We start from the raw sequence: 20,716 nt of genomic DNA, 5'->3' as shown, positions 1-20,716 counted from the left end.
ACGTTACCCGCCCGCAGCAGGACAATTTACCGCAGCCCCTTCCGCCAGCCTTTTCCATATCCGACCCGCTGTGCAACAAGATTCTTTGTATATAATGACAAGAAGTGTGAACAAAATGCACGGCAAAGCAATTTTGTGTCCCGCCAGTTGGCAAAACCGCATATTTTTCTTTTGATTTTTCCGATTCCACCGGAACAGGTGAAAAATATTGCTGAGTTTTTCCGCCGGAACCGGGCGTTTTGGCATCACCCGGTGTGTAATCTTGCTGTCGCCCCAAGGTGCGCGCCTTAATTTACCAACCCGTAAAACGTTCTGTTTTCCGTATTTTTTCCGTTTAATTTGGAATAATATCCAATTATAAATACAAATATTTCGCCATTTCTCTTTATGCAAGTTTTTATTGTAAATCCTGCATTTCATTTTTTCGGGCTTCCTCTCTGTGCGAATCTACCTGTTTGCACATTAATAACCCTATTTAATTGTGCAATTTACCCACAAAATCCTGTGCGCTATGGAGAATCCGGATGGTTTCCGCGAAACTTCCTGGTGATTTCCCAGCATTTTTCCGTCATTTTGCACAATTAATTTGTATCCTCTTCGCTCCCGCCAAAATTGACAACGCTTCCCCCTTCCCCTTATACTGTGGTTACTCCGGCAGGGGAACACCGCCGGGATTATGGCCCGGGCCGTCGGCCAGGGAAGCCATCAATTGCAGACCATAGGAGTGAAGACACAGCAATGAGCGATAAAGAACAGCTTTACAGCCAGTACACCGCCATCCTGAAAAGCGAGCTTGTCCCGGCGCTGGGCTGCACCGAGCCGATCGCGATATCCTACGCAAGCGCGGTCGCCCGGCAGACGCTTGGCCGTTTCCCGGAGCATATCGTAGCGGCGTGCAGCGGCAACATCGTGAAAAACGTCAAGGGCGTCATCGTACCGAACACCGGCAATATGAAGGGCATCGAGACCGCCGCCATTGTCGGCGCGGTCGGCGGCGACCCCGCGCGCAAGCTCGAGGTGCTGACCACCGTTACCCCGGAGGATGTTGAAAAGGCCCGCGCGCTGCTCGCCGGGGGGCTTTGTAAGGTCGAGGTGCTGCACGGTACCGCCAACCTGCACATCATCCTGACCGCCTCCGCGGGGGAAGACACCGCGACGGTCGAAATCCTGAACGAGCACACGAACATCGTGCGCATCGAGAAAAACGGCGAGACCCTGTTCCGCGCCGACCCGGGCGAAACGCAGGCCGAGGCCGCGGAACCCGACCACAGCTGCCTGAACATCCGCGATATCCTGGATTATGCCGACCATGCCGACCTGGATACCGTGCGCGGCGTGCTCGACCAGCAGATCGAGTGCAACACTGCGATTTCCAAAGAGGGGCTGGCCAAGGACTACGGCGCCAACGTCGGCAAAACGCTGCTCAGCGTCTACGGCGACGACGTCAAGGTCCGTGCGAAAGCGAGCGCGGCCGCCGGGTCGGACGCCCGCATGAGCGGCTGCGTACTGCCGGTCGTCATCAATTCCGGCAGCGGCAACCAGGGCATGACCGCGTCCCTGCCCGTCATAGAATTTGCCAAGGAGCTTGGCGCGAGCCGGGAAAAGCTGTACCGGGCGCTGCTCGTCAGCAACCTGGTCGCCATCCATCAGAAGACGGCAATCGGCCGCCTTTCCGCCTACTGCGGCGCGGTCAGCGCGGCGTGCGGCGCGGGCGCGGCGATCACCTACTTGAGCGGCGGCGGGTACGAGCGCGTATCCCACACCATCACCAACACGCTCGCGAACGTTTCCGGCATCGTGTGCGACGGCGCAAAGCCGTCCTGCGCGGCGAAAATCGCCTCCGCGGTCGATGCGGCGGTCATGGCGCATTACATGGCCATGAAGGACGAATATTTTAACGCCGGCGAGGGCATCGTGAAGGACGACCTGGAAAAGACGATCGAAAGCGTCGGCCGGCTCGGCCGCGACGGCATGAAGCAGACCGACGTCGAGGTGCTCAAAATTATGGTGGACGATTGACAAATCCGGATTCCCGGTATACAATCTAATTCATACTAATCCACTATGAAAATAGGTTTAAACTCCTGGGGAGCTTAAATATGGCGTGCGGCCTGCTTTGGGGGCAGCCGTACAAAACAAAATTTTGGGAGGAAACGAAAATGAAAAAATTCCTGTCTTTATGCATGGCGGGCGTCATGGCGGCCAGCCTGCTCACCGGCTGCGGCGGCGATGCGGCCAAGGACGATACCCCCGCGGCAAACGGCACCCCCTCCGAGGGCGGCGTCCAGTATACCAAGCACACGCTGGCGGCTTCGATCCCGCTGACCGGCAACACCATGCAGTACGGCATCAGCTATAAGAACGCGCTGGAAATGGCGGTTGCGGATTTTAACGCGGCTGGCGGCCTGGGCGGCGAAGACGTCGTCCTCGAGATCAACGACGACAAGGGCGACCAGAAGGAAGGCATCAACATCGCCAACAAGATCGTGGGCGAAAAGGACGTGTTCGCGACCGTAGGCTCCTTCGGCTCGAGCGTCACGATGGCGGCGGCGCCGGTTTATGAAAAGAACTCCATGCCGCTCGTCTCCCCGAACACCTCCCACCCGGACTTCCCGGAAATGGGCAAGATGATGATCCCGATCTCCCCGATCGCGGACCTCGAGCGCACCAAGACCACCAACCTGCTGTTTGAAAAGTTCGGCGGCGGCGACCTGGCGATCATCCACCAGAACACCGACCTCGGCGTCGCGGGCGCGGAGATCATGAAAAAGACCTATGAGGACCTGGGCGGCAAGGTCGTCCTGATCGAGAACTTCGTCCCGCAGCAGACCAAGGACTTCACCCCGATCCTGTCCAAGGCAAAGGCCGCGAATCCGGCTATCCTCTATATCGACGGCGAGTATAACGACGTTGCGAACGCCATCCTGCAGACCGAAAAGGTCGGCCTGACCGGCGTGCAGCTCGCAGGCCCCGGCAACGTGTTCAAGCAGGAGTTCCTGGACCTCGTCGGCAACAAGGCGGACGGCATCATCCTGGCGGGCACGACCCCGGTTTACCTGGATTCCATCATGAACGGCGAAAACGACTACAGCGAATACCTCAAGGACTTTACCAAACGCTACACGGAAAAGTACCCGGACGTCCCGTGCGACGGCTTTGCGGCCTCCGCCTATGACGCGGCGATGCTCGCGATGACCGCGGCCAAGAACGTCGGCACGACCGACCCGCAGGCGCTGATCGACGAGATGCACAAGGCGCCCATCGAGGTCGCTTCCGGCAAGTCGATGTCGTTTGACGGCCAGTACGTCGTCAAGGACGTATTCATCTATACGGTCAAGGACGGCGAGTTCGCCTCTTATAACGCGTAACGCCTCTACTTCTCTTCGCGTAAACCTTCTCTTCTTTTTTCGCCGCGCCCGCCTTCCAAACGGGCGCGGCGAAACACTGGAAACCATTTAGGGCCGTTGCTCTGGCAGCCTGTTTAGGAATAAGCTGCTCTAGCCAAACGCCACGACCTTTCAAACGGCCTCTCATTTTAGAACAAAGGGGAAATAAAAATGACAAAGACCGAACGCCTCCGCGCGATGGTGGAAAAAAAGCCTTTTGACCGTATCGGCCTGTCCGGCTGGGTACATATGCCGATGGTCGACCGCAATGTGCGCGACTTCACCAAGGCGACCATCGATTTTACCGACAACAACGACTGGGATTTTGTCAAGCTCATGTCGAACGGCCACTATTTCGCCGACGCCTACGGCGCGAAGATCCGCTGGCGCAACGACCCTAAGGAATGGTCGGGCGAGTTCCTGGAATACCCGGTCAAAACCCCGGAGGACGTCGCGAACCTGCCCGTTATCGACCCGGATACGAACGCGGTGTTCCAGCGCGAAATCCAGCTTGCCAAGAACGTCTGCGGGCACTACCACGGCGACGTGCCCGTGCTCGCAACCATCTTCACCCCGCTGACCTGGCTGCAGGAAATGATCTCCTCCACCAACCCCGCGCCGGTCATGCAGCTTATGGCGGAGCACCCGCAGTACGTGCACAAGGCGCTCGAAGCGCTGCTCGAGACCAACAAGAAGCTGCTCGACCGCATGATCGAGGCCGGGATAGACGGCATCTTCCTGTCCACGCAGTGGGGCTGCCGCGACCTGATCTCCAAGGCGGCGCAGGACGAGTTCTGCCACCCCTACGACCTGGAGCTGCTCAACTACATCAAGGGCCGCACCTGGTTTAACATGTTCCACATCCACTACTGCGAGAACCTGACCTTCGGGGAGTACCTCGATTACCCGATCCAGGCGCTCAACTGGGAGAACTGCACGCGTATCCCGGATATGTCCAAGCTGACCTCGATCAAGCAGGTGCGCGAGATGACCGACAAGGTCCTTATCGGCGGCATCGACCAGCACCACGACTTCCACAATGCCGAAAACGACCGCGACGCGATCAAGGAGACCCTGCGCCGCCGCCTCGTGACCGCGCTGGAGGAGTGCGGCGACAGCCGCTTTATCTTCGCGCCCGGCTGCGCGCTGCCGATGGATGTAGACCGCTATGTCTTCACGCTGATGCGCGAGGTGGTCGAGGAAGAAGGCATCCTGAAATAAAAAAAGCAGAGCGGGCGGCGGGCGTTTTCAGGCCGCTTCCCGCTCTTGCCCTATTAGGAAGGAGAAAGCATCCTTATGCTATTTGAACAAATCCTCAACGGGTTGACCATCGGCAGTACATACGCGCTGGTAGCGATCGGCTTTACGATGGTATTCGGCGTGCTGGAACTGGTCAACTTCGCAAACGGCTCGATCTACATGCTGGGCGGCTACCTGACGCTCATGGTGTATACCACCATGCAGGGGCACTTCATCCTGGCGTTCATCCTGGGCGTCGTGATGACCGGCGTCGTCGGTTTCTGCCTCGACCGTTTCGCGCTGCGCCGTTTGCGCGAAAAGAAAGCGCCCAAGCTCACCGGCCTCATCACCACCATGGGCTTTGCAACGGTGATCGACAACGTCATCCTGCTGTTCTTCGGCAGCCAGACCAAGCCCTACCCGAACCTGATCGACTTCGGCCAGTTCCAGGTCGGCGGGACGACCGTCAACACGAGCCAGATCGTCATCCTGGCCGTGGCGCTGCTGCTCATGGGCGTGCTGTCCTACGTCACCTATAAGACCAAGCTCGGCAAGGCCATGCGCTGCACCGCGCAGAACGCGGACGCCGCCCGCCTGATGGGCGTGAACGTCAACATGGTCATTTCCGTGACCTTCATCATCTCCTCGGCGCTCGCGGCGATCGCGGGCACGCTGGTCGGTATGTATTACCAGACCATCGACATCAACATGGGCTTTACCATCGGCATGAAGACCATGGCCTCCGCGGTCCTCGGCGGCGTCGGCGTGCTGCCGGGCGCGATGGTCGGCGGCCTGCTCGTCGGCCTGTTCGAAACGCTGGGCGCAAGCTATATCAGCGCAGGCTACCGCGACGCGGTGGCGTTCATCATCCTGATCATCATCATCCTTGTCAAGCCGGCCGGCCTGTTTGGCAAGAAGAAGATCAACAAGGTTTAAAGGGGGTTGCACGCAGTGAAAAAAGCGCTTGATTTTGTCGCATTGCATATGCGCGCGATCTCGGTTGTCCTGATCGTGCTGCTGATTGCCTTCCCATTCGCCGTATCCTCCTCGTACATCCTGCGTATCATGACGATCTGCTTCATGTACGTCATGATCGCGCTCAGCCTGAACCTGCTGACCGGGTTCCTCGGCCTGATGACGCTCGGCCACGCGGCCTTCTGGGGCATCGGCGCGTATACCGCCGCCCTGATCGCCACGCGCGCCGGCCTGGGCATGGGCGCGTGCATGGTCGCGGCCGCCATCGTCGCGGGGGTGTTCAGCCTGCTGCTCGGCGGCGCCGCCCTCAAGCTGAAGGGCTACTTCCTGACGATCGTCACGCTGGGCTTCTGTGAGATCATCCGCCTGGTGGAAATGAACTGGACCGGCCTGACCCGCGGCCCGCTCGGCATCCCGGGCATCCCGTCCCCGAACTTTTTCGGCATCGACCTGTCGTCCAACACACAGATCTACTTCGTCATGCTGGTGCTCGTCATCCTGTCCGCGCTCGTGATTTACAGTATCGTGCATTCCCGCATCGGCACGGCGATCATGGCCATCCGGGAGGACGACCTAGCCGCGCAGGCGATGGGCGTCAACGTGTTCAAGTACAAGATCATGGTCTTTATCATCTCCTCCATGATCGTCGGCGTGGCCGGCGCGTTCTACGCCCACTACATCAATTACATCGACCCGACGAGCTTCACAACCGCCGCCTCGACCGATATGCTGGTCATGGCGATCTTCGGCGGCCTCGGCTCGATCCCGGGCACCATCCTGGGCGCGTCCATCCTGACCATCATCCCGGAGACCATCCGCGCGCTCGGCATGTACCGCAACCTGTTCTACGGCATCCTGATCGTCGTGCTGATGATGGTCAAGCCCGACGGGATCCTGGGCAACGTAAACTTTAAGTACCTCAAGCAGCGCGCGCTATCCCGGCGCGCGGCAGAACCTGGAAAAACGGGGGGCAAAGCGGAATGAGCAGTGTTTTAAAGGTCACCTCCGTGACACAGAAGTTCGGCGGCCTAAAGGCGCTGAGCGATATCAATATGCACATTGAAAAGGGCGAGATCGTCGGCATCATCGGCCCGAACGGCGCGGGCAAAACCACGCTGTTCAACATCATCACCGGCATCTACAACCCGACCGAGGGCAAGGTCGAACTGGGCGGCGAGGACATCACCGGCCAGAAGCCGCACGTCATCGCGCGCAAGGGCTTTGCACGCACCTTCCAAAACATCCGCCTATTCAGCAAGATGTCCGCGCTGGACAACGTCATCGTCGGCATGCATGGCCGTACCAGCGTGAACCTGGTGGACGCGATCTTCCATACGCCGAAAAAGCGGCGCGAGGAAAAGGCATGTGGCGCGCGCGCCGAGGAGCTGCTGCGGCTGATGGACCTGTGGGAGGACCGCTACGCGCTGGCCAGTTCCCTGCCCTACGGCAAGCAGCGCCGCCTGGAGATCGCCCGCGCGCTGGCGACGCAGCCCAAGCTGCTCCTGCTGGACGAACCCGCCGCGGGCATGAACGAGCAGGAGACCGAGGACCTGCTGCATATGGTGCAGCAGCTCAAGGAGCTGGGCGAGACCGTGCTGCTGATCGAGCACGATATGAAATTTGTCATGAACGTCTGCGAGCGCTTGTACGTCCTCAACTACGGCGAGCTGCTTGCGGAGGGCACGCCCGCGGAAGTGCGCGGCAACCCCAAGGTCATCGAGGCCTATCTCGGGAAGGAGGACGACTGAGCATGGCACTGTTACGCCTGGAAAACGTCGTATCCAATTACGGCAGTATTAACGCGCTCAAGGGCATCTCCTGCGAGGTGAACCAGGGCGAGATCGTCACCCTGATCGGCGCCAACGGCGCGGGCAAGACCACGACGATGCACACCATCACCGGCCTCAAGGAGCTAAACGGCGGCAAAATCTTCTTTGAGGACCAGGACATTTCGCGCTGGGAATCCCAGAAGCGCGTCAAGGCCGGCATCGTGCTGTCGCCCGAGGGGCGGCAGGTGTTCCCGGATTTCACGGTCTACGACAACCTGATGATGGGCGGCTACCTGCAAAAGGCCGATACCAACGCGGCGACCCTCAAGACGGTCTACGCGCTGTTCCCCCGCCTGGAGGAGCGCGCCAGCCAGGTCGCGGGCACGCTGTCCGGCGGCGAACAGCAGATGCTGGCCGTCGCCCGCGCGCTGATGGGCAAGCCCAAGCTGATGCTGCTCGACGAGCCTTCCATGGGCCTCGCGCCGCTGATCGTCAAGGAGATCTTCAACCTGATCCAGCGCATCCGCGACCTCGGCACCACCGTGCTGCTCGTGGAGCAGAACGCGCGCGCCGCGCTCAAGATTTCCGATCGCGCCTATGTGCTCGAAACCGGCAAGATCGTCCTGTCCGGTTCGGCGCAGGACCTGCTTAATTCCGAAGAAGTACAGCAGGCCTACCTTGGCATGTAAAGCTGCCCCTAAAGCGTCCCCAGCAGGGGACGCTTTGGGGCGGCAAACCGTTAACCCAATGGACTTGAGGTGAAAGATATGGTAAACGTAGGTATTATCGGCTGCGGCGGCATCGCAAGCTTCCGCCATATCCCGGCGCTGAAGCTCATCCCGGAAAAGGCCACAGTCTACGGCTTTTTCGACGGCATGGCCGGGCGCGCGGAGGAATACGCGCAGAAGTACGGCGGCAAGGCCTACGCCTCGCTGGAGGAAATGCTAGCCGACCCCGCCATCGACGCGGTCGACGTGTGCACCGCCACCCGCTCGCACTGCGAGCTGACCGTAAAGGCGCTCGAGGCCGGCAAGCACGTGCTGTGCGAAAAGCCGATGGCGGCCTCCGCCGCGGACGCGCGCGCCATGATCGCCGCCGCGGGGAAGAGTGGCAAGAAGCTCATGATCTCGCACAACCAGCGCTTTTACGAGCCGCACCGGAAGGCCAAGGAACTGCTGGAGGCAGGCGAGATCGGCAGCCTCATCACCTTCCGCACCTTCCTGGGCATCAAGGGGCCGGAATACAGCTCCGCGCTCGGCGTCAACAACATGTATTTTAGCCGCGCGCTGTCCGGCCGCGGCGTCATGTCGGACGTCGGCTCGCACCGCATCGACCTGATGCATTATATCGTCGGTTCGCGTTATAAGCGCGTCCTGAGTTACACGCCCACGCTCGCAAAGCGCGGGCCGGACGGCAACCTGATCGGCGTAGACGACAACGCGATGAGCATTGTCGAGATGGAAAACGGCGTGGTCGGCCTGATGGTTTACAGCTGGACGAGCATGAGCGGCAACGACCGCATGACCCAGTTCTTCGGCACGGAGGGCGTCATCACGCTGTACGGGCCGGACTGCGCGGTCAAGGTCGAGAAAAAGGACGGCACCGTGACCAAGATCGACTTCGCGGACAACCCGCATCAGGACGTCACCCTGCTGACGCACATCGACGAGTCCTTTATCGACTGCATCGAGCGCGATACGGCGCCCTTCATCACCGGCGAGGACGGGCTTGAAGTCGTGCTGTGCATCGACGCGATGGAGCAGTCCAACCTGACCGGCGGCTGGGCCGAGGTCGCCCGTTAAAATAGCCCCAAAATCATTTTCCATATGCTCCCTAAACATACAGGGCGTGCACACTTTGCAGTGTGCACGCCCTGTGTGCTTCCATCTATGCGTGCAAAAGGGCGGCCGCTGCCGCCCTTTTGCCATCTAGTGGTGTTAGATTTCCCGCCAGCAGATTTCATGCAGCATGCGCGTCAGCTCGTCCTTGACCGCCTTGTTGCCCCGCGGGTCGGGATCAAAGCGCCAGCTTTTGTTCAGCGCCAGCAGGCGCCCCTTTTCTTCCGCCGTAATGCGGCCGCGCTTTTCCTCGCTGTCCATCCAGGTATCGAAGTTGCCGATCCAGCGGTGCAGGTCGCCAAGCTGCGGGTCGGTGGGGATCACCTTGCTGTGGTCGAGCACCTCGTAGTTGAGCCGGGAGGGGTCGCCCGTGATCGAGACCTCAAACAGAAGGCTGGTGCCGCCCAGGCCGGGCTGGTAGGGGCTTGCAATGTCGCGCTCCAGCACATCCTTCTGCACGCTGCACCCGACGGTTCGGCCAATATACAGCGTGGTATTGGACAGCGGGTAGGAATCCACGATCTTGACCTCCACGTTGGAGACGCACTCGGCAATGCCCGGCGCCTTGACCTGGCGGGACGGCAGCGGGGTCAGCCCGGCGACGTCCAGCTCGCTGATTCCGTGCGGCACCGGCAGGCCGCACATCCAGCTTTGCCGGGCGAGCGGCGCGTCGTAATAGCACACGACGCATTCCTTCGTCTGGTCAAGGTTGATGCGGGTCTGGCGGCGGTTCTGTACCGCGAAGCAGAAATACCAGCCACAGTCCGCCGGCTCGCCCCACATGGCGGTGCCCATGGAAATCGGGGCGACGTTGCCGTTGCCCTGCCCGTCCAGCGTGGAGATCAGGTAACAGGCGACCGGCGGCTGGATCCAGCGGTGCGAAAAGCCGTAGTCCTCGTAGCGGGTCAGGATATCGCCCATGTCAAAGCGGTCCTTTGCCTCAATATCGGCATAGATTTCGGCGACGTCAAAATATTTGTGTTCCATTTCCCTGCATCCTTTCATTTTTCCTATGTGGTTTGTCATAGTGTGGGAGGTGTCCCGCCTATCCTTGCATCCAGTATAGGAAACCCGCCGCCTTACCGCAATACGATTGCCGCCCCTAAAAAGTGAACCGGTTCAATAGGATGTTATCCCCTGTTTTTGCACGCCCCCGGCACGCCGCGGCGTTCACCTGTCCGCACGCCGCGGCATAGACTGCAAACACAACGAACCGTTTCAAAGGAGGCCGTCCTATGCCAACCATCTACTTATCGCCATCCACACAGGAGTACAACCCCTACTACGGCGGAGAGGGCAACGAAGAGTATTACATGAACCTGATCGCCGACGCCATGGAGCCGTACCTGACGTCCAGCGGGATCGGGTTTGTGCGCAACACCCCCGATATGACCGCCGCCTCGTCCATCGCCGCCTCAAACCAGGGCGGGTACGATGTGCACCTCGCGCTGCATTCCAACGCCTCGCCCCCCAGCATGTCCGGCCTGCTGCGCGGCACCGACGTGTATTACAACCCGTCCTCCGCGCGCAGCGAACAGCTTGCCGAGATCATCGCGAACAACCTGAAATACCTGTACCCGGACTCGTCGCTCGTCAAGGCGGTGCCGACCACCTCGCTCGGGGAGGTGGTGCGCACGCGCGCGCCGGGCGTGCTGGTCGAGTTCGCCTATCACGACAACCCGGACGACGCGGCCTGGATCCGCGCGAACATCCAGAACCTGGCGCGCAACATCGTGCTGTCGCTGACGGAGTATTTCGGCATCCCGTTTATCGAGCCTTCCCCCGCGCGGCAGGCGACGGCCGACCTGTCCTCCGGGTATCTCAATATCCGTTCGCGCCCCGCCTATGACGCACCGGTCGTGGCCACCGCCGCGGACGGCGAACCGCTTACTGTCCTCGGGGCGTGGAACGGCTGGTTCCTGGTGCGCCGGGGCGGCGATACCGGATATGTGCGTTCTGAATATATCACGCTAAATTATTGAATCAAATTTTGTAAACTTGCTTTTTTATAGCACTTTCTTTCGAAATCCGCCGCCCGCTCTTGCATAATCGTGCAGGAAATTGTATAATGAAAGCGCTTGTACCGGATGTTATAGAGGAGGAATCAGATACCGATGTTTGAAATTTTAAAGAAAAAGACGCTGAACGCGAACACCAAGCTTATGGTGATCCACGCGCCCAACGTCGCGCGCAAGGCCGAGCCCGGCCAGTTCATCATCCTGCGTGTCACCGAAGACGGCGAGCGCATCCCGCTGACGATTGCGGAGTATGACCGCGCGGCGGGCACGATTACGATTATCTTCCAGGAGGTCGGCGCGACCACGATGGCGCTGGGCTGCCTGGAAGAGGGCGACAGCCTGCATGACTTCGTCGGCCCCCTCGGCCGTGCGAGCGAGCTGGAAGGCCTCAAGAAGGTCGCGGTCGTCGGCGGCGGCCTCGGCTGCGCTATCGCCTACCCGCAGGCCAAGAAGCTGCACGAAATGGGCTGCGAGGTCGACCTGATCGCGGGCTTCCGCTCCAAGGATATCATCATCCTCGAGGACGAGATGAAGGCGGCCTGCACCAACCTGCATATTGTAACGGACGACGGTTCGAACGGCCGCAAGGCGCTCGTCACCCAGGTCCTGAAGGAACTCATCGACGCCGGCAACCAGTATGACGCGGTCATCGCGATCGGCCCGATGATCATGATGAAGTTCGTTTCCGAAACCACCCGCCCCTACGGCATCAAGACCATCGTTTCCATGAATACGATCATGGTGGACGGCACCGGCATGTGCGGCGGCTGCCGCCTGACGGTCGGCGGCGAGACCAAGTTCGCCTGTGTCGACGGCCCGGATTTCGACGGCCACCTGGTCGACTTCGACGGCTCCATGCGCCGCGGCGCGATGTACAAGGCGCAGGAGAAGGCCGCCGTCGAGCACCACCAGTGCAATCTCATGAAGCAGGAGGTCAAATAAGATGCCTAACATGAATCCCAAGAAGATGCCCATGCCCGAGCAGAACCCCAACGTCCGCAACAAGAACTTTGAAGAGGTCACGCTCGGCTATACCCCCGAAATGGCGATCGAAGAGGCCGGCCGCTGCTTAAACTGCAAGAACAAGCCCTGCATTGCGGGCTGCCCCGTACAGGTCAAGATCCCGGAGTTTATCGCGCTCGTCGCCGAGGGCAAGTTTCTCGAGGCGGCCGCCAAGATCAAGGAAACCTCCTCCCTGCCCGCCGTCTGCGGCCGTGTGTGCCCGCAGGAGACCCAGTGCGAGCAGAAGTGCGTGCGCGGCATCAAGGGCGAGCCGGTGGCGATCGGCCGCCTGGAGCGCTTTGTCGCGGACTATGCGCGCGAGCACGGCGAGGAAAAGCCGCAGAAGCCGCAGCCGAACGGCCACAAGTGCGCCATCGTCGGCGCGGGCCCTGCCGGCCTGACCTGCGCGGGCGACCTGGCGCGCCTGGGCTACGAGGTCACCGTTTTTGAGGCGTTACATACCGCGGGCGGCGTGCTGATGTACGGCATCCCGGAATTCCGCCTGCCCAAGGCAATCGTCCAGAAGGAGATCGACACGCTGGGGGATCTCGGCGTCGAGTTCGTGCTGAACTTCGTCGTCGGCCGTTCCGAGACGATCGACGAGCTGTTTGCGGACGGCTACGAGGCCATCTTCGTCGGTTCGGGCGCCGGCCTGCCGACCTTTATCGGCGTGCCGGGCGAGAACGCCAACGGCGTGTATTCCGCGAACGAATACCTGACCCGTATCAACCTGATGAAGGCCTATGAGGACGGTTCCCCCACGCCGATCCAGCACGCGCACAAGGTCGCGGTCGTCGGCGGCGGCAACGTGGCCATGGACGCGGCGCGCTGCGCCAAGCGCATGGGTGCGGAAGAGGTCTATATCGTCTACCGCCGCTCGGAGAAGGAACTCCCCGCCCGCCTGGAGGAGATCCATCACGCCAAGGAAGAGGGCGTGGTCTTCAAGTTCCTGACCGCGCCGCTTGAGGTGCTGGCGGACGAGAACTACAACGTCACCGGCATGCGCTGCCAGGCGATGGAGCTCGGCGAGCCGGACGCTTCCGGCCGCCGCCGCCCGGTGCCGGTCGAAGGCAGCGAGTTCACGCTCGACCTGGACTGCGTTATCGCGGCGATCGGCACCAGCCCGAACCCGCTGATCCGCACGACCACCCCCGGCCTGGATACCAACCGCAAGGGCTGCATCGTAGCAGACGACGAGCACGGCGTCACCTCCAAGGACGGCGTGTTCGCGGGTGGCGACGCGGTCACCGGCGCGGCGACCGTCATCCTCGCCATGGGCGCGGGCAAGCGCGCGGCGGCGGCGATGGACGAATACATCCGCAATAAAGCGTAATCCCCGCAAGCTTCGCAATCAAGAGGGCTTTCCCGGATGGGAAAGCCCTCTTTTATATGCCGGTTTTGGCTGGGAAACCTCCGCACAAAAAGGGGACGGTGCACCTGCACCGTCCCCTTTTTGTCGCTAATTGTAATTTTAATGTTTAAATATACAGTACGTCATCATTCAGGCGCACCGGGCTGCCTTCCACCAGCAGGTTGAACAACTCGGCGGGCGCCCAGGTCGTGCCCTCGGCTTCATACGCCGCCGCGCCCAGGGAGGCCGGTGCGGACATGCCAGCCAGGCCTTCCTTTGCCGCGGAATAGGCATAGCTGTCCACGCCCAGCTTGACCGTTATCTGGCGCGTGCCGTCGGTCAGGTGCACGGATTCCGCAGCGCCGTCCCAGGTGACCTTGAAGCCGAGCTTCTCCGCGACCTGGCGCAGCGGTACCATGACGATGCCGTTTTCCACCTTGGCCTTGCCGATCGCGATGTCGCCCTCGGAAACCATGGTCAGCTCGCGATCCTGCGCGGGCAGCAGCACGGCCTTCGTCGCCGTGGCCTGCGCGGGATAGGATTCCGCTACCACGTCATACCACGCCAGCACGCGCACGCCCATGCGGATATCGGTGTTCTTGACGATATTCTTCGTCAGGTACGGCGCGACCGGCGCATCTGCCGGTACCGTCACCAGGATGCCGCCGTTCTCCGCCAGCAGCGTCACGCTGCCGTCCGGGTTGACTGTCGCGCGCTCCGCGGTCAGCAGGCGTACGCCGGCGCCCGGCTCCTCCTGGTTGACGACGACCGCCTCGGCGGTTACCTGCGCAGGCTCGCTCGCCGTCATGACGGGGCCGTAATATACGGTGAGCTTGGTACCCTCGGCGACCGCCTTTTCCTGGTCGGTGACGTCCGTCCAGCCCTTGACGCTCCCCTGCTTACCGTCTACAAACAGCGTGCCCTCGCCCAGCTTGACCTCCAGGGTCTCCCCCGNCGTCGCGGGTTTCAGCGGCCGCCGCAGCGTCCGTAGCGTCCGCCGCGTCCGGCAGCAGGACGGCCTGCGTGGCGTGCGCCTGTCCGGGCATGGACAGCGCGACCTGGTCATACCACGCAAAGAAGCGCGTACCAACCTCAATGTCGGTGTTTTTGACGATATTCTTCGTCAGGTAGGGGCTGACCGGGGTGTCCTTGCCGATGGTCACGAGGATCGTGCCGTTTTCCGCCAGCACGGTCACGCTGCCGTCGTCGTTCTTTGTGACTTCCTCTGCCGTCAGGTAATGCGCGGGCGAGGCTTTCTCGTCCAGGTTGACGACCAGTGCGTAGCAGTAGGACTGCGGCGGGAGGCTGCGGGTCATGGCCGCGCTGTAATACGCATAGATCTCGTCGCCGACCTTGATATCCCCGGCGTTCGCCGCGGCGCCGGTCTTGGTATCGATGCAGACCGTATCCCCGCCCAGGTTGAGCTGGAGCGCCAGGCCGCCGGACTCGCGTCCCGCGTCTGCGTCGTCCGCCGGGACAACGCCGATGGACGGGTACCCGCCGGACTTCAGGTTTACTTCTACAACTTTCATCTTGCCGCCCAGCACGGAAAGCTGGGCCTGCTGCTCCGTCGCCGCCGGGGCGTCCTGCGGCGCCGCGGGCGTCAGGGTGTTGGCGCTCGCCGCGAGTACGGCGGTGCAAAGCATGGTGGCGCTCAAAATAGCGGCCATAGTACCTCTAAATTTCATATATAAATTCCTCCTTGTTTTAAGCAGCATCGTTTGTTTGCTCCCATCTGTCAGATTAGACGGGGGCTTTGCGGAAAGGTTCCCGCCGCAAAATAAAAAGTGCCGGGAAAAATTCCCGGCACCCTTATATCCCGTTTTGTGACAGACGTTCGGTTCTTACTCCGCGGCAGCCGGTACCGTGTAGGTATCCAGGTCGGCCGGCAGCTCAACCTTGACGCTGTCGCCGGTCGCGGTTACATTTGCCTTTACGGTAATGTCCATATTCATGGTCTGGCCCTCTGCGCCAGCCGTCATGCCCATGGCCATGTCCATCGCGGACACCATGCCGTCCTTGACGGTCGCGTTCATCTTGAACGTATCCATCTTGAACGTAACGCCCTGCATCACAGCGTCCATGTTCATGCCCTTGAGCATCGTGTCCATCATGCTGTTCATCACAGCCGGGGCATACTCTACCGTGTAGGTATCGCCGGACTTCGTCAGCGCCTTGATCGCGCTGACCGGCTCAGAGGATACATCCTTGGTGCTGTTGATCATCGCCTGCGCCTGGGAGAAGTCCATCGGCATCTTGACCTTATCCTCGCCGAGCTGCATATACATATTGCCGTCGGTGTAGTAGTACTTGAGATCCTGGGACAGCTTGGCGTCCGCCTCGTTCTCTACCAGGGACTTGTCCATTTCGATGTCCATGGTGCCGTCCATCGCCATCTTGGACTTGTTGAGGTCCTCAAGGTCCATATTGGCCTTGATCGCCATCTTGCTCTTCATGGTCATAAAGTCCTTGCCGTTCAGCTTTGCGGACATCGCCATATCCATATCCATCGCCATCTTGGACACGTCGTTCTGCTTGGTCGCGGCAGACTCGTATTCCTTGAAGTTCTTGAACAGGTCGAGCGTCGGCTGCGCCTTGGCGCTGTCGACCGCGCCGTCCGCCACCAGCTTGGCCAGCAGGGTATCGGCAGACTTGTCCTTGGGCTCTACAGAAAGCGCGGTGTAGCTCATCGCCACCACATTGTCGCGCAGGAAGTTCTTCGTGTCGCAGTTTACCATATCGACTACGCCAAGCTCGGTGGCCTTATCGACCGCCTTGTCATAGGTAAAGTCGCCCTCCGCCGCATCGCTATAGCCCAGCGCGCGCAGCAGGAAGGTGGAATACATCTGTGCATCGCACTTGCTCTCCGGGTCGAAGGTCGTAGCCGTCGCGCCGTTGGTCAGCTTTGCATCATAGAGGTACTGGACGTAGGGCTTCTCCCAATCCTCCAGGTCGGTAAAGGGCGCGGTGTAGGTGAGCGCCTTGGCGTCCGCCTCCTTGCCCAGCATGCGTACCAGCATGGTCGCCGCTTCCGCGCGGGTCGGCGCGCGGTCAAGCTCGTAGCCGCTCGTGCCGCCCTGGAACAGGCCCATCTGGTTGAGCGCGTCCGCGCAGTGGTCGAAATCGGCCGCTGCGGCGGATACCGTCAGCGCAGCCGCAACGACCAGGCCCGCGGTCATCGCCTTCAGCGAGTTCTTCATTTCTTTTGTCCTCCTTAAAATTAAGCAAACCGGGATATCGGGTATTATTATAGCATGTTTTTGTGCTTTCTGCACAATTTTTTACAAAATATTCACAATCCGCACAGATGCGCGGCTACGTCCGGCGAAGGCGGCGGCGCATGCTGGTAATTTTAACATTTTGTTGGTTTTTTCCGCGGACGGCCGTGGTATACTAAGGGTAATAGCGGCGGCGGCCGGCCGCCTAAAATATTAAGAAACTAGGGGTATTGCATTATGGTAAATTTACGCAAATGCGCCGTGATCGGCGTCGGCTTTGTCGGCGCGACCTCGGCCTTCACGCTGGCCACCAGCGGCCTGTTCTCGGAAATCGTGCTGATTGACGCGAACACCAAAAAGGCGGAGGGCGAAGCGGCCGATATCAACCACGGCATTTCCTTCGCGCAGCCCTGCTACGTGCACGCGGGCGACTATCCCGACCTGCACGACTGCGGGCTGATCGTCATCGCCGCGGGCGCAAACCAGAAGCCGGGCGAAACGCGCATCGACCTGCTCAACCGCAACCTTGCGATCATGAAATCCATCATCCCGTCGATCACGGCGGTCAACAAGGAATGTATCCTGCTGATCGTGTCCAACCCGGTCGACATCCTGACTTATATGGTGCAGAAGGTCTCCGGCCTGCCGGCGGGACGCGTCATCGGTTCGGGCACGGTGCTCGATACCTCGCGCCTCAAATACCTGCTCGGCCAGCACCTCGGCGTGGACAGCCGCAACGTGCATGCCTTCATCATCGGCGAACACGGCGACAGCGAGCTGGCCGTGTGGTCGTCCGCAAACATTTCCGGCGTGGATATCGAGGATTATTGCCGCATCACCGGCAAGGACTATTCCTTCGGCACCATGCAGCGGATCTATGAAAACGTCCGCGACGCGGCCTATTCCATCATCGAAGGCAAGGGCGCAACCTATTACGCGATCGGCATGGCGGTACGCCGCATCGCGGAGGCCATCGTGCGGGACGAGCACTCCGTGCTGCCGGTCTCCTCGCTCGTCACCGGGCATTACGACGTGTCCGAGGTGTGCCTCGGCCTGCCCTCCATCGTCGGGCGCGACGGCGTGAAGGCCGTACTCGATATCCCGCTGGCGGACGAGGAGCGCACCCAGCTTATCAGCTCCGCCGAAAAGCTCCGTTCCCTGCTCGACCAGATCAATTTCTAATTTGCAAAGCCTCCCGGTTCCCGGGGGGCTTTCCCTTTTTTTACGCGGATTTGATGCGGTTTTTACCCGGGCGGCGTAAGATGGGGATAGGGGCTTTCCCGCCCCGGTCTATCCTTCTCTTCAGCCCATCCCGCGAAGGGGGGCAGGCCTTGCAGTTTCTGCCAGCCTGCCCCCTTTTGCTATTGACAGCGCCGCCCCGAATGTATATATTAAACATATACAATATCGAAGCGCTGCGGTGCAGCAAAGCCTTGACATCCCTTATCGCACGGTGTATTATTGTATTATTCTTATGACACAATCAGAGGAGCGAAAGGAGATCCTGATGAACGCAAAACGATTCCTGGCCGGGCTGCTTTCCGCAGCCATGCTCAGTACCGCCCTGCCCGCTGCCCTTGCGGCCGGACCGGCCGACCCCGCGGCGACGCGCGGGCAGGTGTGCGCCATGCTGCTCACGGCGGCGGACGACTATAACCCCGGCGTCAAGCAGTCCGATATCCTGCACGGCGACCCGGACGGCAACTTGCGGGAAAACGACCCCGTGACGCGCGCGGAGGCGCTTATCATGCTGCAGCGCGCCTTCGGCGAACTGCCAAAGCCGACGGGCGACAACGCCCGCAAGGCTTACCCCGCATCCAGCTTTACCGACATCCCCGCATGGGCGCAGGCCGAGCTGCAAGGCGTCTTTGACGCGGGCATCGTCGCGGGCACCAGCGCCACGGCCTTTTCCCCGGACGAAAACGTGACCGTGGGGCAGATGGAGCTGTTCATCCGCCGCGTGTTCGCCCTGGAGGGCAGCAACCAGAAGGACGATTTCTACGCGACGGTCAACAAAAGCCAGCTTGACAGCTCGGTGATCAAGCCCGGCCGCCAGGTCAGCGGCACGCTGTACAACCTGATGGACAAGTCCAACGCGGACGTCGCCGCGATCATCGGGGAGATCACCGCGGACGGCAAAACCTATGCCAAGGGGACCCGGGAGCAGAAGATCAGCACCTTGTACCATAACATCCTGGACTGGGATGCGCGGAACAAGGCCGGCATCGCCCCGATCAAGCCCTACCTCGACGCGATTGACGCGGCAAATTCGTTCGACGACCTGATGGCGGTGCGCCAGAAAGTAGCGGACGGTCTGGGCGCCGGCATGTTTGTGAATTTCAGCCTGTCGGCCGACGCGAAGGACAGCACCCGCTATATCCTGCATTTCGGCGGGATGTCGCCCTCCCTCAATAAGGATGTCTACACCAGCGGCGGCAAGCAGAAGGATGCGTTCATGAAATATGTGCGCACGCTGTACATGCTCGGCGGGCTTTCCGAGGAGGAGGCCGCGCGCGAGGCCGGCCTGTTCTGGCAGCTCGAATCCACCCTGTCCGCGGCGCAGTACGACCGGCAGGAGTACGGCGACATCGACAAAATCTATAACATTTATACCATGCAGCAGCTTCGCGACCTGTTCCCGGCCATCGACCTGGACGCGGTGCTGGCGCAGAGCGGCCTGAAGGCGGGCGACGCCATCATGGTCAACGACCCCGGCCTGCTGGAGGCCAACGCCTCCTTGCTGAACGGCGGGCACCTGGACGAACTGAAGGCCGCCGCGCGCCTCACCCTGCTTTCCGGTTACGGCGGCACGTTAAACCGTGAGTTCCTCGACGCGGCGAATACCTACCAGCAGGAGTTCCTCGGTACGGAAGGCACGCTGACGGACGAGGAGGTCGCCGCCCAGGTCGTGCAGTCCTGGATGCCGGAATACCTCGGCAAGCTGTACGTCGACCGCCACTTCAGCCAAAAGGCCAAGGACGACGTCACCGGCATGGTCAAGGACGTGCTCTCCATTTATAAGGAGCGCATCCAGAAGCTTGACTGGATGGGCGACGCCACCAAGGCAAAGGCCATCCGCAAGCTTGATACCATGAACATCAAGGTCGGCTACCCCGATAGCTGGGACAGCCTGCTCGACGGCATAGACATCCGGGGCGCGGCGGACGGCGGCAGCTATTTTGACAACCTGGTCGCCATCTCGAAGGCCAACCGCGAGCACCTGGTTTCCCTGCAGGGCAAGCCGGTCGACAAGACCCAGTGGGGCATGTACCCGTACACGGTCAACGCGATGTACAACCCGATGAGCAACGACATCACCTTCCCCGCAGGCATCCTGCAGGCGCCGATGTACGACGTGGACGCGCCGCGCGAGCAGAACCTCGGCGCGATCGGCTACGTGATTGCGCATGAGATCACCCACGCCTTTGACAACAACGGCGCGAAGTTCGACGAAAAGGGCAACGCCGCCGACTGGTGGACGCCGGAGGATTATGCAGCGTTCCAGAAGCTGTGCGACCAAGCGGTCGCCTTCTACGACGGCCAGGAGGCCGCCCCGGGCATCGTCTGCAACGGTACCCTGACCCTGTCTGAAAACATTGCCGACCTGGGCGCGGCGGCCTGCATCACGGAAGCCGCCGGGCGGCTCGACAATCCGGATTACAGCCTGCTATTCACTTCGATGGCCAACGTCTGGGCAAGCACTTCCTCCCGGGATTATGCCCTATACGCTGCACGCGCCGACGTGCACGCGCCGGACAAGCTGCGCGGCAACCGCGTGCTGCAATCCCTCGACCAGTTCTATACCGCCTTCGGCATCACGGACGGCGACGGCATGTACCTCGCCCCGGAAGACCGCATCACCATCTGGTAACGGGCGGCGAGGATTCCCCCTACTTCCATAAAATACGCGCTGCGGCGCA

Annotated in this window: 17 protein-coding genes; 13 read left to right on the top strand and 4 right to left on the bottom strand. The window is 60.9% G+C overall.

Features of this window, described 5'->3' with window-relative positions; genetic code table 11:
- Positions 1–3: 3 nt before the first annotated feature.
- Positions 4–420 carry a hypothetical protein gene (locus tag CZ203_RS14280; protein ID WP_143436210.1) on the bottom strand — a complete coding sequence of 139 codons (417 nt, stop codon included), beginning with the start codon at positions 418–420 and terminating at the stop codon, positions 4–6.
- A 318-nt stretch (positions 421–738) separates the two neighbouring features.
- On the opposite strand from CZ203_RS14280, the gene CZ203_RS12040 reads away from it, so the two are divergent.
- From CZ203_RS12040 to CZ203_RS12005, 8 genes are all read left to right on the top strand, one after another.
- Entirely contained in the window at positions 739–2,019 is a 1,281-nt protein-coding gene (locus CZ203_RS12040) for an L-cysteine desulfidase family protein (protein WP_087066361.1), read from the top strand.
- A gap of 140 nt (positions 2,020–2,159) precedes the next feature.
- Positions 2,160–3,368 carry an ABC transporter substrate-binding protein gene (locus CZ203_RS12035; RefSeq protein ID WP_159456509.1) on the top strand — a complete coding sequence of 403 codons (1,209 nt, stop codon included), beginning with the start codon at positions 2,160–2,162 and terminating at the stop codon, positions 3,366–3,368.
- A 189-nt stretch (positions 3,369–3,557) separates the two neighbouring features.
- Positions 3,558–4,607: a uroporphyrinogen decarboxylase family protein gene (locus CZ203_RS12030; RefSeq protein ID WP_087066359.1), complete on the top strand. Its 1,050-nt coding sequence runs from the start codon at positions 3,558–3,560 to the stop codon at positions 4,605–4,607.
- 75 nt (positions 4,608–4,682) lie between these two features.
- Positions 4,683–5,561, top strand: a complete 879-nt coding sequence (locus CZ203_RS12025) for a branched-chain amino acid ABC transporter permease (protein ID WP_087066358.1) — start codon at positions 4,683–4,685, stop codon at positions 5,559–5,561.
- 15 nt (positions 5,562–5,576) lie between these two features.
- Positions 5,577–6,584 carry a branched-chain amino acid ABC transporter permease gene (locus CZ203_RS12020; protein WP_200809485.1) on the top strand — a complete coding sequence of 336 codons (1,008 nt, stop codon included), beginning with the start codon at positions 5,577–5,579 and terminating at the stop codon, positions 6,582–6,584.
- A complete protein-coding gene (locus tag CZ203_RS12015; RefSeq protein ID WP_087066357.1) occupies positions 6,581–7,348 on the top strand; it encodes an ABC transporter ATP-binding protein in 768 nt (255 codons plus the stop codon). Before CZ203_RS12020 ends, CZ203_RS12015 begins: the two co-directional genes overlap by 4 nt.
- Positions 7,349–7,350: 2 nt before the next feature.
- A complete protein-coding gene (locus CZ203_RS12010) occupies positions 7,351–8,058 on the top strand; it encodes an ABC transporter ATP-binding protein (protein ID WP_087066356.1) in 708 nt (235 codons plus the stop codon).
- 78 nt (positions 8,059–8,136) lie between these two features.
- On the top strand, positions 8,137–9,171 hold the full coding sequence (locus CZ203_RS12005) for a Gfo/Idh/MocA family protein (protein ID WP_087066355.1): 1,035 nt from the start codon (positions 8,137–8,139) through the stop codon (positions 9,169–9,171).
- Between the two features lie 135 nt (positions 9,172–9,306).
- Here the strand turns inward: CZ203_RS12005 and CZ203_RS12000 are convergent, their stop codons facing one another.
- A complete protein-coding gene (locus CZ203_RS12000) occupies positions 9,307–10,194 on the bottom strand; it encodes a flavin reductase family protein (protein WP_159456508.1) in 888 nt (295 codons plus the stop codon).
- A gap of 248 nt (positions 10,195–10,442) precedes the next feature.
- Here CZ203_RS12000 and CZ203_RS11995 point away from each other — a divergent pair, with 248 nt between their 5' ends.
- The 3 genes from CZ203_RS11995 (at position 10,443) to gltA (ending at position 13,560) form a co-directional block, all read left to right on the top strand.
- On the top strand, positions 10,443–11,189 hold the full coding sequence (locus CZ203_RS11995) for an N-acetylmuramoyl-L-alanine amidase (RefSeq protein WP_087066353.1): 747 nt from the start codon (positions 10,443–10,445) through the stop codon (positions 11,187–11,189).
- A 132-nt stretch (positions 11,190–11,321) separates the two neighbouring features.
- Positions 11,322–12,167, top strand: a complete 846-nt coding sequence (locus CZ203_RS11990) for a sulfide/dihydroorotate dehydrogenase-like FAD/NAD-binding protein (protein WP_087066352.1) — start codon at positions 11,322–11,324, stop codon at positions 12,165–12,167.
- Position 12,168: 1 nt separating this feature from the next.
- The gene (gene gltA / locus CZ203_RS11985; RefSeq protein WP_087066351.1) at positions 12,169–13,560 is read left to right on the top strand and encodes an NADPH-dependent glutamate synthase; all 1,392 of its coding nucleotides are present in this window, start codon (positions 12,169–12,171) and stop codon (positions 13,558–13,560) included.
- 145 nt (positions 13,561–13,705) lie between these two features.
- Here gltA and CZ203_RS15175 read toward each other — a convergent pair whose 3' ends face one another.
- Both CZ203_RS15175 and CZ203_RS11975 read right to left on the bottom strand, forming a co-directional pair.
- Positions 13,706–14,053, bottom strand: coding sequence for a copper amine oxidase N-terminal domain-containing protein (locus CZ203_RS15175; protein WP_268875376.1), 348 nt, complete (start codon positions 14,051–14,053; stop codon positions 13,706–13,708).
- A 1,369-nt stretch (positions 14,054–15,422) separates the two neighbouring features.
- Positions 15,423–16,778 carry an S-layer homology domain-containing protein gene (locus tag CZ203_RS11975; protein WP_087066349.1) on the bottom strand — a complete coding sequence of 452 codons (1,356 nt, stop codon included), beginning with the start codon at positions 16,776–16,778 and terminating at the stop codon, positions 15,423–15,425.
- A gap of 255 nt (positions 16,779–17,033) precedes the next feature.
- Here CZ203_RS11975 and CZ203_RS11970 point away from each other — a divergent pair, with 255 nt between their 5' ends.
- Positions 17,034–17,978 carry an L-lactate dehydrogenase gene (locus CZ203_RS11970; protein WP_087066348.1) on the top strand — a complete coding sequence of 315 codons (945 nt, stop codon included), beginning with the start codon at positions 17,034–17,036 and terminating at the stop codon, positions 17,976–17,978.
- Between the two features lie 325 nt (positions 17,979–18,303).
- Positions 18,304–20,667 carry a M13-type metalloendopeptidase gene (locus CZ203_RS11965; protein WP_159456507.1) on the top strand — a complete coding sequence of 788 codons (2,364 nt, stop codon included), beginning with the start codon at positions 18,304–18,306 and terminating at the stop codon, positions 20,665–20,667.
- Positions 20,668–20,716 lie beyond the last annotated feature (49 nt).

This window comes from Intestinibacillus massiliensis, from assembly GCF_900155735.1.
Classification (GTDB): domain Bacteria; phylum Bacillota; class Clostridia; order Oscillospirales; family Butyricicoccaceae; genus Intestinibacillus; species Intestinibacillus massiliensis.
Note: the sequence above shows the minus strand (reverse complement) of the source record. Positions and strands in the feature narration are given on the sequence as shown.

Coding starts and splice junctions, on each gene's coding strand:
- CZ203_RS14280 (WP_143436210.1), bottom strand. CDS start 420: ATGAAATGCAGGATTTACAATAAAAACTTGCATAAAGAGAAATGGCGA.
- CZ203_RS12040 (WP_087066361.1), top strand. CDS start 739: ATGAGCGATAAAGAACAGCTTTACAGCCAGTACACCGCCATCCTGAAA.
- CZ203_RS12035 (WP_159456509.1), top strand. CDS start 2,160: ATGAAAAAATTCCTGTCTTTATGCATGGCGGGCGTCATGGCGGCCAGC.
- CZ203_RS12030 (WP_087066359.1), top strand. CDS start 3,558: ATGACAAAGACCGAACGCCTCCGCGCGATGGTGGAAAAAAAGCCTTTT.
- CZ203_RS12025 (WP_087066358.1), top strand. CDS start 4,683: ATGCTATTTGAACAAATCCTCAACGGGTTGACCATCGGCAGTACATAC.
- CZ203_RS12015 (WP_087066357.1), top strand. CDS start 6,581: ATGAGCAGTGTTTTAAAGGTCACCTCCGTGACACAGAAGTTCGGCGGC.
- CZ203_RS12010 (WP_087066356.1), top strand. CDS start 7,351: ATGGCACTGTTACGCCTGGAAAACGTCGTATCCAATTACGGCAGTATT.
- CZ203_RS12005 (WP_087066355.1), top strand. CDS start 8,137: ATGGTAAACGTAGGTATTATCGGCTGCGGCGGCATCGCAAGCTTCCGC.
- CZ203_RS12000 (WP_159456508.1), bottom strand. CDS start 10,194: ATGGAACACAAATATTTTGACGTCGCCGAAATCTATGCCGATATTGAG.
- CZ203_RS11995 (WP_087066353.1), top strand. CDS start 10,443: ATGCCAACCATCTACTTATCGCCATCCACACAGGAGTACAACCCCTAC.
- CZ203_RS11990 (WP_087066352.1), top strand. CDS start 11,322: ATGTTTGAAATTTTAAAGAAAAAGACGCTGAACGCGAACACCAAGCTT.
- gltA (WP_087066351.1), top strand. CDS start 12,169: ATGCCTAACATGAATCCCAAGAAGATGCCCATGCCCGAGCAGAACCCC.
- CZ203_RS15175 (WP_268875376.1), bottom strand. CDS start 14,053: ATGGTTTCCGAGGGCGACATCGCGATCGGCAAGGCCAAGGTGGAAAAC.
- CZ203_RS11975 (WP_087066349.1), bottom strand. CDS start 16,778: ATGAAGAACTCGCTGAAGGCGATGACCGCGGGCCTGGTCGTTGCGGCT.
- CZ203_RS11970 (WP_087066348.1), top strand. CDS start 17,034: ATGGTAAATTTACGCAAATGCGCCGTGATCGGCGTCGGCTTTGTCGGC.
- CZ203_RS11965 (WP_159456507.1), top strand. CDS start 18,304: ATGAACGCAAAACGATTCCTGGCCGGGCTGCTTTCCGCAGCCATGCTC.